Annotated in this window: 15 protein-coding genes and 1 pseudogene; 9 read left to right on the plus strand and 7 right to left on the minus strand. The window is 70.7% G+C overall.

The window, feature by feature from the left end:
- Positions 1-75 precede the first annotated feature (75 nt).
- Entirely contained in the window at positions 76-204 is a 129-nt protein-coding gene (locus AB0N90_RS06825) for a hypothetical protein (RefSeq protein ID WP_361677005.1), read from the plus strand.
- On the opposite strand, the gene AB0N90_RS06830 is transcribed toward AB0N90_RS06825, so the two are convergent.
- From AB0N90_RS06830 to AB0N90_RS06845, 4 genes are read right to left on the minus strand one after another with little or no spacing between them, the layout of a single operon-like run.
- Positions 188-1,063 carry a carbohydrate ABC transporter permease gene (locus AB0N90_RS06830; RefSeq protein ID WP_365193445.1) on the minus strand — a complete coding sequence of 292 codons (876 nt, stop codon included), beginning with the start codon at positions 1,061-1,063 and terminating at the stop codon, positions 188-190. The two genes, AB0N90_RS06825 and AB0N90_RS06830, sit on opposite strands and share 17 nt — an antisense overlap.
- The gene (locus tag AB0N90_RS06835) at positions 1,060-2,016 is read right to left on the minus strand and encodes a sugar ABC transporter permease (RefSeq protein ID WP_365193447.1); all 957 of its coding nucleotides are present in this window, start codon (positions 2,014-2,016) and stop codon (positions 1,060-1,062) included. The genes AB0N90_RS06830 and AB0N90_RS06835 overlap by 4 nt, the downstream gene beginning before the upstream one ends.
- A complete protein-coding gene (locus AB0N90_RS06840; RefSeq protein WP_365193449.1) occupies positions 2,010-3,326 on the minus strand; it encodes an extracellular solute-binding protein in 1,317 nt (438 codons plus the stop codon). The genes AB0N90_RS06835 and AB0N90_RS06840 overlap by 7 nt, the downstream gene beginning before the upstream one ends.
- On the minus strand, positions 3,323-4,300 hold the full coding sequence (locus AB0N90_RS06845) for a GNAT family N-acetyltransferase (protein WP_365193451.1): 978 nt from the start codon (positions 4,298-4,300) through the stop codon (positions 3,323-3,325). Before AB0N90_RS06845 ends, AB0N90_RS06840 begins: the two co-directional genes overlap by 4 nt.
- Positions 4,301-4,483: 183 nt before the next feature.
- Between AB0N90_RS06845 and AB0N90_RS06850 the strand changes: the two genes are divergently transcribed.
- Entirely contained in the window at positions 4,484-4,978 is a 495-nt protein-coding gene (locus AB0N90_RS06850; RefSeq protein WP_365193453.1) for a hypothetical protein, read from the plus strand.
- Here the strand turns inward: AB0N90_RS06850 and AB0N90_RS06855 are convergent.
- Together AB0N90_RS06855 and AB0N90_RS06860 are read right to left on the minus strand one after the other, a co-directional pair.
- On the minus strand, positions 4,975-5,658 hold the full coding sequence (locus AB0N90_RS06855; protein ID WP_365193454.1) for a glycerophosphodiester phosphodiesterase: 684 nt from the start codon (positions 5,656-5,658) through the stop codon (positions 4,975-4,977). The genes AB0N90_RS06850 and AB0N90_RS06855 overlap by 4 nt on opposite strands.
- 32 nt (positions 5,659-5,690) lie before the next feature.
- Positions 5,691-6,834: pseudogene (locus tag AB0N90_RS06860) on the minus strand (adenosine deaminase).
- Between the two features lie 373 nt (positions 6,835-7,207).
- Between AB0N90_RS06860 and AB0N90_RS06865 the strand changes: the two are divergent.
- Positions 7,208-7,960, plus strand: coding sequence for a DUF4190 domain-containing protein (locus AB0N90_RS06865; RefSeq protein WP_365193455.1), 753 nt, complete (start codon positions 7,208-7,210; stop codon positions 7,958-7,960).
- Between the two features lie 408 nt (positions 7,961-8,368).
- Here the strand turns inward: AB0N90_RS06865 and AB0N90_RS06870 are convergent, their stop codons facing one another.
- The gene (locus AB0N90_RS06870) at positions 8,369-8,926 is read right to left on the minus strand and encodes an NADAR family protein (RefSeq protein ID WP_365193457.1); all 558 of its coding nucleotides are present in this window, start codon (positions 8,924-8,926) and stop codon (positions 8,369-8,371) included.
- 209 nt (positions 8,927-9,135) lie between these two features.
- On the opposite strand from AB0N90_RS06870, the gene AB0N90_RS06875 reads away from it, so the two are divergent.
- The 6 genes from AB0N90_RS06875 (at position 9,136) to AB0N90_RS06900 (ending at position 16,377) form a co-directional block, all read left to right on the plus strand.
- Positions 9,136-10,671 (plus strand): gamma-aminobutyraldehyde dehydrogenase, encoded by a 1,536-nt coding sequence (locus tag AB0N90_RS06875; RefSeq protein ID WP_365193459.1) that lies wholly within the window; start codon positions 9,136-9,138, stop codon positions 10,669-10,671.
- A gap of 105 nt (positions 10,672-10,776) precedes the next feature.
- Entirely contained in the window at positions 10,777-12,024 is a 1,248-nt protein-coding gene (locus AB0N90_RS06880) for a spermidine/putrescine ABC transporter substrate-binding protein (RefSeq protein WP_365193461.1), read from the plus strand.
- 8 nt (positions 12,025-12,032) lie between these two features.
- Entirely contained in the window at positions 12,033-13,178 is a 1,146-nt protein-coding gene (locus AB0N90_RS06885; protein WP_365193464.1) for an ABC transporter ATP-binding protein, read from the plus strand.
- On the plus strand, positions 13,178-14,107 hold the full coding sequence (locus tag AB0N90_RS06890; protein ID WP_361676969.1) for an ABC transporter permease: 930 nt from the start codon (positions 13,178-13,180) through the stop codon (positions 14,105-14,107). The genes AB0N90_RS06885 and AB0N90_RS06890 overlap by 1 nt, the downstream gene beginning before the upstream one ends.
- Positions 14,108-14,908 carry an ABC transporter permease gene (locus AB0N90_RS06895; RefSeq protein WP_365193466.1) on the plus strand — a complete coding sequence of 267 codons (801 nt, stop codon included), beginning with the start codon at positions 14,108-14,110 and terminating at the stop codon, positions 14,906-14,908.
- A gap of 38 nt (positions 14,909-14,946) precedes the next feature.
- Positions 14,947-16,377, plus strand: a complete 1,431-nt coding sequence (locus AB0N90_RS06900) for an FAD-dependent oxidoreductase (protein WP_365193468.1) — start codon at positions 14,947-14,949, stop codon at positions 16,375-16,377.
- The last annotated feature ends 72 nt before the right edge of the window (positions 16,378-16,449 follow it).

Here is a 16,449-nt window from a genome sequence, read left to right on the forward strand (position 1 = left end):
AGGGCCAGTGTCCGGAAGGATGCGGATGAAGCATGTCATCGCTGTCTGACAGGACCCTGGCTGCTCGTCGACACCGTGCTGCTCGACGAGATCCTCCCGGACGGGGACGGCGGGTGTACGCACGAGATCGCGCTCACCGACGCCTCGATCACCGTCCGCTGCGCGGATCTTCAGGCGCGCTGGTGCCTCACTTCAGGCCGCTGAGCATCACACCCCGGATGTAGTGCTTCTGGAGCAGCAGGAAGAGGACGAGGACCGGGAGGATGCTCAGGACCAGGGCGGCCATGACGACCGGCATGGTGCGGGTGGGGTCGACGTAGTCCTGGAGGAGCTGGATGCCGACCGGGAGGGTCATCACGTCCGGGTCGGCGGTGGAGATCAGCAGGGCCCAGATGTACTCGTTCCAGGCGTCCACGAAGGTCAGCAGGGCCAGGGTGACCAGGACCGGTCCGGTCTGGGGGAGGACGATCCGCCACCAGAGGGTGAACTCGCCCGCGCCGTCCAGGCGGGCGGCCTCCAGGATCTCGTCGGGGACGGAGACCATGAACTGCCGCATCAGGAAGATCCCGAACCCGTTGACGAGGAACGGCATCGCGAGCGCCACGATGCTGACGGTCAGCCCCGCGCCGCCCCGCCCGAGCAGATCGTTGCCGCCCGCCAGCGGCCAGTGCACCAGGATCAGGAAGTGCGGGACGAAGAAGAGGAACGGCGGGAACATCATCGTGGCCAGCACCAGCCGGAAGATGAAGTCCCGCCCCCGGAACCGGAGTTTGGCGAGCGCGTACCCGGCGAGCGACGAGGTGAGCAGCACCGAGCCGGTGATCAGCGCCGTCGCGGTGACACTGTTGCGGAACAGCACCGGCAGGTCCAACTGGTCGAGGGCCGCACGGTAGTTGCCGAAGCCGAACCCCTTCGGGAGGAAGCGGTACGGCAGTTTCCCCGACTCGCCCGGCCCCTTGAAGGACGTCATCACCATGTCCAGGAACGGCACCACCATGAGCACGGCACCGGACAGGACCAGGAGGTACGACACCCACGGCACCCGCTGACGACGGCGGTTCACGCGTCCTCCCCGCTGCGCCGGAACACCCACAACTGCACCAGCGTGATCACCAGCACCACCACGAACAGCACGAACGCGGCCGCGCTCGCCGTACCCCAGTCGCCGTACGAGAACGCCTGCCGGTACATCTCCAGCGCCGCCACCGCCGTCGCGTCGCCGGGACCGCCCTTGGTCATCACCGTGATCAGCGCGAACGACTGGAGCCCGGTGAGGAATTGGGTGATGCACACGAACAGCAGCGAGGGCCGCAGCAACGGCAGCGTGATCTTCCGGAAGACCGTGCCGGCACCGGCGCCGTCCAGCTCCGCGGCCTCGTAGTACGAGCGCGGGATCGACTTCAGCCCCGCCGTCAGGACGAGGATCGCCGACCCCGCCGAGGCCCACGCCTGGACGACCACCACCGCGGGCAGCGCCGTGTGCGGATCCTGGAGGAAGGCGACCGAACCGAGCCCGAGGGCGTTCAGGAACCCGTTGACGAGGCCGCCCGGCTCGTACATGTACTTCCACACATTGCCGACGGCGACCACGGTCGTGACCATCGGCAGGAAGTACAGCGTCCGCCACAGCCCCTGGAACCGCAGCCGGTCGATACAGGTGGCGACGAGCACCGAGCCCGCGAGCGCGATGACCACCGTCCCCAGCGCGAACAGCACCGTGTTGGTGAGGATCGGCGTCAGAAACGTCGATCCCCGCGCGAACAGCGCCGTGAAGTTGGCCGTGCCGACCGGCCGGATGTCCCCGAGATCGAACCCGGACCAGCGCGACATCGACAAAAGCAGCGCGAAGCCGAGCGGCAGCACGAGGAAGACCGCGAAGAACAGCAGGACCGGGGCCAGGAAGAGATAGGCGACCACCGTCTGACGGCGGCGGGCGCGGGCGGCGAGACCGGGCCCCGGCGGCCGTGCCCGGGACGCGGGCTGTCCGGCCCGCTCCGGGGCGAGCGTGTTCACCACAGCCGCGACACCTCCTGATCGACCTGCCGGCGCGTGCCGCGCAGCGCCTCCTCCACCGACTGCTGACCGGTCCACAGCGCCTCGATATGGGTGCGCAGCAGCGTCTTCGCCTGCTGCGCACCCGGCATGTTCGGCTCCGGCACCGCGTACGCCAGCGCGTCCAGGAACGGCCGCAGATTCGGGTCCCCGCCCCCGCCGAGCAGCGCTCGCATGTCGTCGGCCCGGCCGGTGAGCGAGCCGACCGACACCTGGAGGGCGCTCATCCGGGTCACGCCCTTCGCGCCGGTCCGCTCCGCGTTGAGCCAGCGCAGGAACTCCCAGGCCTCGCGCGGGAATCGGCTGGCCGTGTTGACCCCGAGCAGAAATCCGGTGGAGAGCGTGGCGGGCCGGTCGCCCGCGCGGGGGACCGGCACGGGGGCGACGCCGACCTCCCGGTAGTCCGCGCCCATCAGCGGTTTCAGACTGCCGGTCCACCAGCCCGCGCTGATCACCATGGCCACCTGCCCGGCGGGGAACGCCTGGTAGACATTGACGCCGGGGGCGCTCGCCCCCGTGCTCACCAGACGGTGCTCCAGCTCGAACACCGCCCGCCCGGCCGGTGAGTCGATCGCGGTGCTCCGGCCGTCCGCGCTGACGAAGGTGCCCCCGGCCGCGTTCAGCAGCGCGAGGGTCTGGCCGACGGTGGTGGAGTCGTCGTACGAGGAGAGTCCGAACCCCTGCACCAGCGTGTTGCCGTACCGGTCCCGGCGTGTGGTGCGTTCGGCCGCATCGGTCAACTCCGGCCAGGTGCGCGGTGCTTCGGTGAAACCGGCCGCGCGCAGCAGCCGTGCGTTGTAGTAGAGGGCGTACGTCTGTGTCTCGGTGGGATAGCCGTAGACGCGGCCCCCGACCGACGCGGCGCCGACCGCGGCCGCGCTGTAGCCGCGCCGGATCTCCGCCGTGTGCTCGGGCGGGGCGGGCCGCAGCACCCCGGCCCGGACGAGCTGGCCGGTCCACAGGCAGTACGGCTGGATGATGTCGGCGCCCTGGCCCGCCGCCTGCCGGACCGTGAACGTGGTCAGCAGATCGGTGAACTCCACCGCTTTCGTGCGGACCTTGACCCGGTCGTGCGTGGCGTTCCACTCGTCCACCGGGTCCTGGAGCGCTGTCTTCAGCACCCCGCTGGAGTAGTGCGAGAGCAGGGTGAGCACGATCGGATCGCCGGGCCGGCCGGTGCCCTGGCGCGGTGCCGCGCAGCCCGCGGTGAGCAGGGCGGAGGGTAGCGCGAGCGCGAAGTGCCTTCGGTTCAGGCCGCGTTGGGGACGCGTCACCGGGCGGTCTCCCGGCGCAGTACCCGGAACACCCGGGTCGTCTCGAAACCGGCGGCGCGGTAGAGATGGCCCGCCGGTGACCGCTCGCCGGTCCACAGGAACCACGCCCCGTGCGCGCCGCGCGCCCGCATCCGGGCCAGGACCAGATGGAGCAGGACCTTGCCGAGCCCGGTGCCGCGCATCTCCGCCAGCACCCCGAACGGCCCGAACCGCTCGACGGCCGACTCGTACGCCCCGTGCATCGCCCACCCCACCAGCCGCCCCCCGGGCTCCCGGACGACGACGATCCGGTCCGACGGGGCCCCGCCCGCCAGGCATTCCCGGATCGCGCGCGCCCAGTCCCGGGTGAAGTGGTTCCCGGCGAGCGCGATCAGCTCCACCAGGTCGTCGTCGGCCGGAGTGCCGAACCGGTAGCCCTGACAGGCGAGTTCGGCCTGGCGCCGGGCGACCGAGTCCGGCATCCGGTGGCCGACGAGCGAGCGGTCCATCGCGGCCGCCTCGTACAGCGTCCGGAACCCGAGCGAGTCGAGGAGCTTCGCCGCCTCCGGATAGGTCGCGGCGTCCAGGCCGGGGAGGAGGTAGTGCGGGGTGTAGGAGGAGAAGTCCACGGCGGTACGGCCCTGTGCGCGCAGCCAGTTCAGGGCGTCCGTCAGCAGCAGCCGGCCGAGGCCCTGCCCGCGGGCGGCGGGGTCGACGAAGAAGAACGGGATCCAGCCCTGCTCCGGCTCCAGTTCGGTGCCGTGCATCGGGGTCAGCCGACGCACCGCGTACGCGGCGCCGAGGACGCGCCCGTCGGCCACGGCCACCCGGAGCCCCTCGGGGTCGAAGTTGGCGTCGAGCAGCACGAGGGTGCGGAAGCGGTCCGGGGTGATCGGATCGGCCGGTGCGCTCCGGCACCAGGCGGCCACGAGCGGCGGCCCGTCACCGGCCCGGAACCCTCGGATCTCCCTGCTGCCGACCGGAGTTGATGACATCGACGGATCCGTCCTTCCCGGCAGGGGGCGCTCGGCGACCACCTCTCGAAACGGTGGTCCGAAATGTACAGGCATATGGGCAAGTAGGCCGTGATTGACGGCAGATCGGGCTCCCGCACACTCGTTCATCGGTCACTTCGGACCATGTTTTGAACGCGTTCAATTCAGGCGTAGGCTCTGCCCATGAGCGACAGAGCCGCCCTGCTGAAGGGCATTCGCCGCTGGCTGGTCTTCTTCGTGGTGTGCCTGGTGCTGAGCGGGGCCACGGCGTTTCCGCTGGTGCATGAACTGCGCTGGACGGAGAGCGTGTTGCGGGCGCTGGGGGTGCCGGATCTGCTGCCCGGACTGATGGGCTGGATCGCACGGGTGCGGGACGGGCTCGACGCCGTCGACGCGAAGTACCCGTTCGTCCTCTACGGCACGGACTGGCTGGCGTTCGCCCATCTCGTCATCGCCGTCGCCTTCTACGGCCCCTACCGCGACCCGGTGCGCAACATCTGGGTGATCGAGTTCGGCATGATCGCCTGCGCCGGCATCGTCCCCCTCGCCCTCGTCTGCGGCCCGATCCGCGGCATCCCGTTCTGGTGGAGCCTGATCGACATGTCCTTCGGCGTCTTCGGGATCCTCCCGCTGTACGTCCTCCGCACGAAGATCAAGCGCCTTGAGGCGCTGGCCTAGCGGGAGCGCAGATCGTGCAGGACGTCGATGCGGTTCGTGGTGATCGAGTCGACGCCCAGGGCCATCAGACGGCGCAGGGAGCGCCGGGTGTCCGGGGTCCACACGGAGACGAGCCGGCCGGTGCGGTGCAGCTGGGTGATCAGGTCGTGATCGACCAGGGAGAAGCGGTAGTTGAGCCAGCGGGGGTTGATCGCGGCCAGCAGGGCGGGGCGCGGCGGGGCCAGGGTCGTCCAGGTCAGCGCGATCTCCGCGGCCGGGTCGGCGGCGCGCACGGTGAGCATCGTCTCGGCGCCCGCGCTGTAGTACACCCGGTCCCCGGCCCCGCTCTGCCGGATCACGTCCAGGATCCGCTCCATCGTCCGCCGCGTCACCCGCCCGCACAGATCCACCATCACCCGGCTGTCACCGGTCGCGGCGAGCGCCTCGGCCAGCGTCGGTACCCCGCCGTCGGTGAGCCCGCGTACCTCCTCGGCGGACAGCGCGCTCAGCGGCCGTGCCACCTCCCACAGCCGTTCGAGCGTGTCGTCGTGCAGCAGCACGGGCACACCGTCGCGGGTGAGCCGGACATCGAACTCGACCGCGTCCGCGCCCCGGTCGAGACCGGAGCGCAGCGAGTCGAGGGTGTTCTCACGGAAGCGGTAGGGGTCGCCGCGGTGGGCCACGGCGGTCACGGTCTGCATGGCCTCCATTGTGGTGCGGATCGTGGTGTGTCTCAGCCCGCGAGCCGGTCGGCGGTGTACGTGTCGATCTCCGCCGCGAGCCGCGCCTTGCCCGCCGCGTCCAGGAAGGACGCCTCCACCGCGTTCTTGGCGAGGTCCGCGATGCCGCGCTCGTCCAGGTCGAGGAGGCGGGCGGCCACCGCGTACTCGTTGTTGAGGTCGGTGCCGAACATCGGCGGGTCGTCGGAGTTGATCGTGATCAGCACCCCGGCCTGCTGGAACTGCCGGATCGGGTGCTCGTCCAGGGTGCGCACCGCGCGGGTGGCGATGTTGGAGGTCGGGCAGACCTCCAGCGGGATGCGCCGCTCGGCGAGGTGCGCCAGCAGCGCCGGGTCCTGCGCGGAGCTGGTGCCGTGCCCGATGCGCTCGGCGCCCAGCTCGTTCAGTGCGTCCCACACCGACTGCGGACCCGTGGTCTCGCCGGAGTGCGGCACCGAGCGCAGTCCGGCCGCGATGGCCTGGTCGAAGAACGGCTTGAACTGCGGGCGGGGCACGCCGATCTCGGGCCCGCCGAGCCCGAACGACACCAGGCCCTCGGGACGGATCCGGTCGTCGGTGGCGAGCCGCACGGTCTCCTCCGCCGACCGCAGTCCGGCCTCCCCGGGGATGTCGAAGCACCAGCGCAGCACGGTGCCGAACTCGGCCTCCGCGCTCTTGCGGGCGTCCTCGATCGCCTCCATGAACGCGCGCTCGTCCATGCCGCGCCGGGTGGAGGAGAACGGGGTGAGGGTCAGCTCGGCGTAGCGCACCTGCTGGCGGGCCAGGTCGCGGGCCACCTCATAGGTGAGCAGCCGGACGTCCTCCGGGGTGCGGATCAGGTCCACCACCGACAGATACACCTCGATGAAGTGCGCGAAGTCGGTGAAGGTGAAGTACTCGGCGAGGGCCTCGGGGTCGCTGGGCACCTTGGAGTCGCGGTGCCGCGCGGCCAGCTCCGAGACGATGCGGGGGGAGGCGGAGCCCACGTGGTGGACATGCAGTTCGGCCTTGGGCAGTCCGGCGATGAACGCGCGCAGGTCGCGGTCGGCCGAGCCGGTGGCGGGTACGGAACTGGCGGACAAGGGGGCCTCCCCTGGCAGGGCGCCGACGGGCCCTTGCGGGCGCGGCGCGGGTGATCGGCTGATCGTCAGAGGACATCGTAGGTGGGCGGGGACGGGGCACGGCCGAGGGGAGGGCCGCAACGGACCGGACGGGGGGCCGCGCGGATCCTGGGTGGGAACGGGTGGCGCGGGGTGGAGGAACCGTGCGGCCGGGGTGGGCGCGGGTCGGGCGCTGCGGGTGCCGGACGGAGAAGGGCGGTGGGTGCCGGACGGAGAAGGGCGGTGGGTGCCGGACGGGGAGGGGCGGTGGGCGCCGGACGGGGAGAGGGCCTCCGAAGGGCGCGGGGGAGAGGCCGGACGAGCGGTACGGCCGTGCTCCGCCTCGCTGCCGGGACGGCGGGACCGGCCGGTCGGGGCGGGTCGGGAAGGCCGTAGCATGGCGGGGACGAACGACCGAGGGGGAAGTACGCGTGTCAGACGGAACGCAGTCGAGTGGGGCGGCCGGCGGCGGCCACGACCCGTGGGCACCGCCCGAGCCGGGGCTGTCGCTGAACAAGGACCAGCCCGCCGCGCCCGGTGCGGGACAGCCCCCGGCGCAGCCGCCGTCCGTGCACGAGCAGGCCACCGTGACCGACCTGCCCACCGGCGGGTACGCCCAGCCCAACTTCGCGCCGCCCGTCCCGCCGGCCCAGCCCGCCGCGGGCTTCGGCGCGCCCACCCCGCCCGCCTTCGGCGCCCCCGGCACGGGTGAGCCGGTGCCGCCCCCGCCGATCGCGCCCACCGGGCCCGGCGTGCCCCCGGTGTCCGCGCCGCCCGCGGGCGGCTACGGCTACCCCGGCTACCCGGCCGGCGGCGGCTACGGCTGGACCGGTATGCCGATGACCCCGCAGAACGGCATGGGCACCGCGGCGATGGTGCTCGGCATCCTCTCGATCTGCCTGTTCTGTCTGTACGGCATCGCCTCCGTGATCCTGGGCATCCTCGCGGTGGTCTTCGGCGTCAAGGGACGGCGCCGGGCCGAGCGCGGCGAGGCGACCAACCACGGCCAGGCCCAGGCCGGTCTGATCATGGGCGTCATCGGGATCATCGTCGGCGTGGCCGTGATCGTGCTCCTCGCGATCGGCATCACCGCCGCGATCAACGAGGACCACTCCAGCTCCGATCCGTACTACGGCTCCCTGCACTCCGTCTCGGCGCCGGTGACGGTGGCGGCGCAGGGCTGACCGCCTCGATCCCCGCCCGCCGGACCGCACGACCCCGGTCCGGCGGGCATCGTCATATCCGGCCTCCGGGCTCCGGCCGCACCCGGGCTCCGGCCGCACCCGGGCTCCTGCCGCACCCGGTCTCCGGCCGCACCCGGCCTCCTGCCGCACCCGGCCTCCTGCCGTCCTCAACCCCGGCCGGACCCGGCCTCCGGCCGTCCTCAGCCCCCTGCTGGATCCAGCCCCCTGCCGCACCCGGTCTCCGGTCGCACCCGGCCTCCTGCCGTCCTCAGCCCCGGCCGGACCCGGCCTCCGGCCGTCCTCAGCCCCCTGCCGGATCCAGCCTCCTGCCGCACCCGGTCTCCGGTCGCACCCAGCCCCCTGCCGTCCTCAGCCCCCGCCGCACAAAGGCCGCACCCGGCCCCCGACCTAGCCCGCGGCCAGCTCCGTCCGTGCCTTCATCAGTGCGAAGCCCAGCAGGTTCAGCCCTCGCCAGCGCTCCGGGTCCTGGGCCGCCTCGTCGTCCGCCGTCAGGCCGATGCCCCACACCCGGTCCACCGGGCTCGCCTCGACCAGCACCCGGTCGCCCGTGTTCAGCAGGAACGCGCGCAGCGCGGGGTCGGCGGCGAACTTGTGGGCGCTGCCCTCGACCACGATCCGGAACCGCTCCCGCTCCCATATCGCCTCGTCGAAGCCGCGGACCAGACGGCCCGCCTTCTTGGCCTGGGCGGGATGTGCCGCGGCGAGGACATGGCGCTCCGCCTCCGCGTCCCCGAACAGCCGGGCCTTCGCGGCCATCATCCAGTGCTCCGCCGTCGCGTACCGCCTGCCGTCGACCACGAAGGGTGACGGCCACCACTGGCTCAGACAGCTCGCGCCGATGCCGCCGTCCGGCCGGGGGCGGTGGCCCCAGAAGTGCAGGTATTTGATCCGGGACCCCGCCCGGACCTCGCTGACCAGGGCCTCCAGCCCAGTGATCCTCCCCATGCACGCGAGTCTGGCACGTACCACTGACACTCCGTCCGGCTTTTCCTCGCCCGACTCGACACCTGGTCGACAGATTCCGTCGCGTAACCAAAAGGCAACAACGGAATCACTTGTTGGAGGCTTATAGCTCTGTCAGGATCGGCACTCAAATCGAGCTGGAGCTACGCCACCCACCCCCGGGACGGGGGTGATCGGCGGAGGAGAGCGACATGCACAACCCGGGCACCGCCAGCCAGGAACGATTTCCCGCAGAGGACCGTTTCGCGGAAGGCGCTCAGTTCATCGCCGGCCGTCTGACCAAGGGCACCTCGGGGCGCCGCCACGCCGTGGTCGACCCGGCCACCGGCGACGAGGTGTACACCTACGACCTGGCCGGCACCGACGACGTCGACGCGGCCGTCGCCGCCGCGCGCGAGGCATTCCCCGGCTGGTCCTCGGCCACCCCGGGCGAGCGCTCGGACGCCCTGCACCGCTTCGCCGCCGTGCTCGCCGAGCGCGCCGAGGACTTCGCCCGCGCCGAGTCGCTGCAGTGCGGCAAGCCGCTCAAGCTCAGCCGTGAGTTCGACGTCCCCGGCACCATCGACAACACCGCCTTCTTCGCGGGCGCCGCCCGGCACCTCCAGGGGCAGTCCGCCGGTGAGTACTCCGGCGACCACACCTCGTACGTCCGGCGCGAGCCGATCGGTGTCGTCGGATCCATCGCGCCCTGGAACTACCCGCTCCAGATGGCCGCCTGGAAGGTGCTCCCGGCGATCGCCGCGGGCAACACCATCGTGCTCAAGCCCGCCGAGCTGACCCCCCTGACCTCGCTGCTCTTCGCCCAGGCCGGCACCGCCGCCGGCCTCCCGGACGGCGTGATCAACATCGTCACCGGCACCGGCAGGGACGCCGGTGAGCACCTGGTCGGGCACCCCGATGTCGCCATGACCTCCTTCACCGGCTCCACCGGCGTCGGCAAGCGCGTCGCCGAGGTCGCCACCGCCACCGTCAAGCGGCTCCACCTGGAGCTGGGCGGCAAGGCCCCGTTCGTCGTGTTCGACGACGCCGACCTGGACGCCGCCGTCAACGGGGCCGTGGCCGGCGCGCTCATCAACACCGGCCAGGACTGCACCGCCGCCACCCGCGCCTATGTCCAGCGGCCGCTGTACGACGCGTTCGTGGAGCGCACCGCCGCCCTGATGGAGACCGTGCGGCTGGGCGACCCGTTCGCCCCCGGCACCGACCTCGGGCCGCTCATCTCGCATGCCCAGCGCGACCGCGTCGCCGGCTTCGTGGAGCGCGCCCGCGCCTATGCCCGCGTGGTCACCGGCGGCGAGGCCCCCGGCGGCGACCTGGCCAAGGGCGCCTACTACCGGCCCACCCTCATCGCCGGCGCCGCCCAGGACAGCGAGATCGTCCAGTCCGAGATCTTCGGACCCGTACTGGTCGTCCTGCCCTTCGACACCGACGACGAGGGCATCCGGCTCGCCAACGACACCCCGTACGGCCTCGCCGCCTCCGCCTGGAGCGGCAGCGTCTACCGGGCCAACCGCGCCACCCGCGACATCAAGGCGGGCTGCGTGTGGATCAACGATCACATCCCGATCATCAGCGAGATGCCGCACGGAGGCTACAAGGCCTCGGGCTTCGGCAAGGACATGTCGACGTATTCCTTCGAGGAGTACACGCAGGTCAAGCACGTAATGTTCGACAACACCGCGGTGGTCCGCAAGGACTGGCACCGCACGATCTTCGGGGACCGGTAGAGCGACCCCCGGCCGCGGGACCCCCGCCCGCGGTCCGCTCCGCCGGGTACGACGCCCGTCCCCTCCACCGGGCACCCCCTCCCCTCCCGAAAGGCCACCACGCGCATGGAGAGTTACGAGGCCGACCGCCTGACACCGGTCGAAAAGGCCGCCGTACGCCGGAGTTTCCGTAGCGGCAGGGCCGCGCTGACCCGCCGTTCGCTGCTGCGCGCCTCCGCCGGTGGCGCGCTCGCGATCGGCGGACTCGGCACGCTGAGCGCCTGCGGCATCCCCGCCGCGTCCAAGAACCAGGGCGGTGTGTCCGCCGACGACCACTCGGCCACCGAGAAGGTCGTCAACTTCTCCAACTGGCCCGAGTACATCGACGTCGACGACTCGGGCAAGCACCACCCCACCCTCGACGCGTTCGCCAAGCGGACCGGCATCCAGGTCAAGTACACCGAGGACATCAACGACAACGACGAGTTCTTCGGCAAGATCCAGCCGGAGCTCGCCGCGGGCCAGGACACCGGCCGCGACCTGATCGTCCTCACCGACTGGCTGGCCGCCCGCATGATCCGGCTCGGCTACGTCCAGAAGCTGGACGCGGCCAATCTGCCGCACGCCTTCGCCAACCTCTCGGACCAGTTCCGCGACCCCGACTGGGACCCGGGCCGCGCCTACTCCTACCCCTGGCAGGGCATCTCCACCGTCATCGCCTTCAACAAGAAGGCGCTGGACGGCATCGAGGTGAAGTCGGTCTCCGACCTCCTGGACAACCCCAAGCTCAAAGGCCGCGTCAGCTTCCTGACCGAGATGCGCGACACCGTCGGCATGACCCTGCTGGACCTCGGCAAGGACCCGGCGAAGGTCACCGCCGACGACTACGACGCGGCCATCGCCCGCCTCCAGAAGGCCGTCGACAAGGGCCAGATCCGCCGCTTCACCGGCAACGACTACACCTCCGACCTGGCCAAGGGCGACATCGCCGCCTGTGTCGCCTGGGGCGGCGACATCGTCCAGCTCCAGGCCGACAACCCGGACGTCGGCTACCTCATCCCGGACAGCGGCTACATGACGTCGACCGACAATCTGTTGGTCCCCAACAAGGCGCGCCACAAGACCAACGCCGAGCGGCTCATCGACTACTACTTCGAGCCCGAGCCGGCCGCCGAACTCGCCGCCTACGTCAACTACGTGAGCCCGGTCGAGGGCGTCGTTCCCTACCTCGCCAAAATCGACAAGTCGGCCGCGAGCAACCCGCTGATCGTGCCCGACAAGGCCATGCAGGCGAAGTCCCACCCCTTCCGCGCCCTGACGCAGAAGGAAGAGACCGCCTACCAGCAGAAGTTCTCCAAGCTCACAGGGGCGTGACGACCACGATGACGACAGACAACAGCGGCGACGTCCGCCTCTCCGGTATCGGCAAGACCTACGGCGCCTTCACCGCCGTACACCCGCTGGACCTCACCGTGCCCCAGGGCTCCTTCTTCGCCCTGCTCGGCGCCTCCGGCTGCGGCAAGACCACCACCCTGCGCATGATCGCGGGCCTGGAGGAGCCGACCAGCGGCACCGTGCACCTCGGCGACCAGGACGTCACCCATCTGCCGCCGTACAAGAGGCCCGTGAACACGGTCTTCCAGTCCTACGCCCTCTTCCCGCACCTCGACATCTTCGAGAACGTCGCCTTCGGTCTGCGCCGGCGCGGCATCAAGAGCGTCAAGAAGCAGGTCGAGGACATGCTGGACCTGGTCCAGCTCGGCGAGCAGGCGCGCAAGAAGCCGCATCAGCTCTCCGGCGGCCAGCAGCAGCGCGTCGCGGTGGCCCGCGCGCTGATCAACCACCCCAAGGTGCTGCTCCTCGACGAGCCGCTCGGCGCCCTCGACCTCAAGCTGCGCCGCCAGATGCAGCTGGAGCTCAAGCGCATCCAGACCGAGGTCGGCATCACCTTCATCCATGTCACCCACGACCAGGAGGAGGCCATGACCATGGCCGACACGGTCGCGGTGATGAACGGCGGCCGCGTCGAACAGCTCGGCGCCCCCACCGACCTGTACGAGAACCCGCGGACCACCTTCGTCGCCAACTTCCTCGGCACCTCCAACCTGATCGAGGCCGAGGTCGACACCAGGAGCGGCGAGGACATCGTGCTCAAGGCCGCAGGCGACAAGCTGGTGCTGCCCGCCGCGCGATGTAGCGCCCCCGCCCCGGCCGGCGGCAAGGTGCTGGTCGGCATCCGCCCCGAGAAGATCGCGCTCGCCCACGCCGACGACGCGGGCGCCATCCCCGAGGGCCGCAACCGCCTCACCGGCAAGATCGCCGACGCCAGTTTCATCGGCGTCTCCACGCAGTACGTCATCGACAGCCCGGCCTGCCCCGAGCTGTCGGTCTACGTCCAGAACGTCGAGCGGGACGCCCGGCTGGTCCCCGGCGCGGACGTCGTCCTGCACTGGAGCCCCGCGCACACCTTCGGCCTCGACGCGGCCCAGGCCATCGACGCGGGCACCGGGGAAGAGGTCGCCGCCTGATGTCGACACTCACCGAGGCGCCCCCGCCGCTCGCCCCCGCCGAACCGACGGCGAAGCCCCCGCGCAAGCGCGGCCGGTTCACCCCGTACTGGCTGCTGCTGCCCGGCATCCTGTGGCTGGTCGTGTTCTTCGCGCTGCCGCTGGTCTACCAGGCCTCCACGTCCGTGCAGACGGGCTCCCTGGAGGAGGGCTACAAGGTCACCTGGCACTTCGCGACCTACTGGAACGCCCTCTCCGAGTACTGGCCCCAGTTCCTGCGGTCCATCTTCTACGCCGCCGGCGCCACCGTGCTGTGCCTGCTGCTCGGCTATCCGCTGGCCTACCTGATCGCCTTCCGCGCGGGCCGCTGGCGCAATCTGATCATGATCCTGGTGATCGCGCCGTTCTTCACCAGCTTCCTGATCCGCACCCTGGCCTGGAAGACGATCCTCGCCGACAACGGCGTCGTCGTGCACGCGCTCAACTCGCTGCACATCCTGTCCCTCACCGACTTCCTCGGCTGGACGGCAGGCGACCGGGTGCTGGCCACCCCGCTCGCGGTGGTGTGCGGACTGACGTACAACTTCCTGCCGTTCATGATCCTGCCGCTGTACACCTCGCTGGAGCGGATCGACGGACGGCTGCACGAGGCGGCCGGCGATCTGTACGCCAAGCCGTCGACCACCTTCCGCAAGGTGACCTTCCCGCTGTCGATGCCGGGCGTGGTCTCCGGCACGCTGCTGACCTTCATCCCGGCGGCCGGTGACTACGTCAACTCCGAACTCCTCGGCTCCACCGACACCCGCATGATCGGCAATGTGATCCAGACGCAGTTCCTGCGCATCCTGGACTATCCGACGGCGGCGGCCCTCTCCTTCATCCTCATGGCCGCGATCCTGGCCATGGTGACGATCTACATCCGCCGGTCCGGGACGGAGGACCTGGTCTAAATGCCCGTCGTCAATTGGCTCAAGCGCCATCTCGTCGTCATCGCGGGACTCTTCACCCTCGCGTATCTGCTGCTGCCCAATGTCATCGTCACGGTGTTCTCCTTCAACAAACCGAAGGGGCGCTTCAACTACCAGTGGCAGCAGTTCTCCCTGGACGCCTGGAAACAGCCGTGCGGCGTCGCCGACATGTGCAACTCGCTGTCCCTCAGCCTCCAGATCGCCGTCTGGGCGACGCTGGGCGCCACCATTCTCGGCACGATGATCTCCTTCGCGCTGGTCCGCTACCGCTTCCGCGCCCGCGGCGCCATCAACTCGCTGATCTTCCTGCCGATGGCGATGCCCGAGGTCGTCATGGCCGCCTCGCTGCTCACCCTGTTCCTCAACATGGGCGCCCAGCTGGGCTTCTGGACGATCCTGATCGCCCACATCATGTTCTGTCTGAGCTTCGTCGTCACCGCCGTCAAGGCCCGTGTGATGTCGATGGACCCGCGCCTGGAAGAGGCCGCCCGGGACCTGTACGCCGGGCCCGTGCAGACCTTCCTGCGGGTCACCCTGCCGATCGCGGCACCCGGAATCGCCGCGGGCGCGCTGCTGTCCTTCGCGCTCTCCTTCGACGATTTCATCATCACCAATTTCAACGCCGGATCGACCGTCACCTTCCCCATGTTCGTCTGGGGCTCGGCACAGCGCGGAACGCCCGTTCAGATCAATGTGATCGGCACGGCGATGTTCCTTCTCGCGGTGCTGCTGGTGCTCGTGTCGATGCTGATCAACAATCGCCGTAACAGTCAAAAGGCGTAAGCCGAAAAGCGCGAAAAGCTCTGTAGGGAGTTGAAATCATGGCCCCAAGCGCCATGAGTCGTGGCCAAGACAACTGGATCTCCGCTCTCTCCGAAGCCCAGCCGGTCCCGTACTGGCTGGAAGACCCCGGCAAGCCGGCGCCCGAGCCCGCCCTCACCGGCTCCGAGACCTGCGACCTGCTGGTCGTCGGCGGCGGCTACAGCGGACTGTGGACCGCGCTCATCGCCAAGGAGCGCGATCCGGGGCGGGACGTGGTCCTGCTGGAAGGCCGCGAGGTGGGCTGGGCCGCCTCCGGCCGCAACGGCGGCTTCTGCGCCGCCTCCCTCACCCACGGCCTGTCCAACGGGCTGACCCGCTGGCCCGGGGAGATCCACAAGCTGGAGGAGCTGGGGCGGCGCAACCTCGACGAGATCGAGGCGGCCGTCGCCCGGCACGGCATCGACTGCGAGTTCGAGCGCACCGGCGAGATCGACGTGGCCACCGAGCCCTACCAGGCCGCGGAGCTGCGCGACTGGCACAAGGAGCTCCAGGAGCAGGGCCTCGCGGACGGCGTCGACTTCCTGGACGAGGCCGCCCTGCGCGCCGAGGTGAACTCGCCGACCTTCAAGGCGGGCCTGTGGGACCGCCGGGGCGTCGCCATGCTGCACCCGGCGAAGCTCGCCTGGGGCCTGAAGCAGGCGTGCGTGCGGCTCGGGGTGCGGGTGTACGAGCACACGCCCGCGCTCGACCTCAAGCAGTACGGCGCCGGGATGGCCGTCCGCACCCCGTACGGCGCCGTCCGCGCCCGCAAGGTCGCGCTCGGCACCAACATCTTCCCGAGCCTGCTGCGCCGCGTGCGCTCGTACACCGTCCCGGTCTACGACTACGCGCTGATGACCGAGCCGCTGAGCGAGGAGCAGCTCGCGGAGATCGGCTGGCGGGGCAGGCAGGGGCTCGGCGACAGCGCCAACCAGTTCCACTACTTCCGGCTGTCCGCCGACAACCGGATCCTGTGGGGCGGTTACGACGCCGTCCACCACTACGGCGGCCGGGTCCGGGCGGAGTACGACGACCGCCCCGAGACCTACGCCAAGCTCGCCGGGCACTTCTTCACCTGCTTCCCGCAGCTGGAGGGCACCCGCTTCACCCACGCCTGGGGCGGCGCGATCGACACCTGCTCCCGCTTCTCGGCGTTCTTCGGCACCGCCCACCAGGACAAGGTGGCGTACGCGGCGGGCTTCACCGGCCTCGGCGTCGGCGCGACCCGCTTCGGCGCGGACGTGATGCTCGACCTGCTGGACGGCGAGCGCACCGAGCGCACCGAGCTGGAGATGGTGCGCAAGCGGCCGCTGCCGTTCCCGCCCGAGCCGTTCGCCTGGACCGGTATCGCCCTTACCAAGTGGTCGCTGGCCCGCGCGGACGCGCACGGCGGCCGCCGGAACCTGTGGCTGCGCACGATGGACAAGCTGGGCCTGGGCTTCGACAGTTAGTTCGCGTGACCCAGGTCACTCCCCAAGGGTCCCGGAACCCGCGTAATGCTCCGGTACGGCCTCCCTCTCTCC

Source organism: Streptomyces sp. NPDC093018 (genome assembly GCF_040684035.1).
GTDB lineage: Bacteria > Actinomycetota > Actinomycetes > Streptomycetales > Streptomycetaceae > Streptomyces > Streptomyces murinus.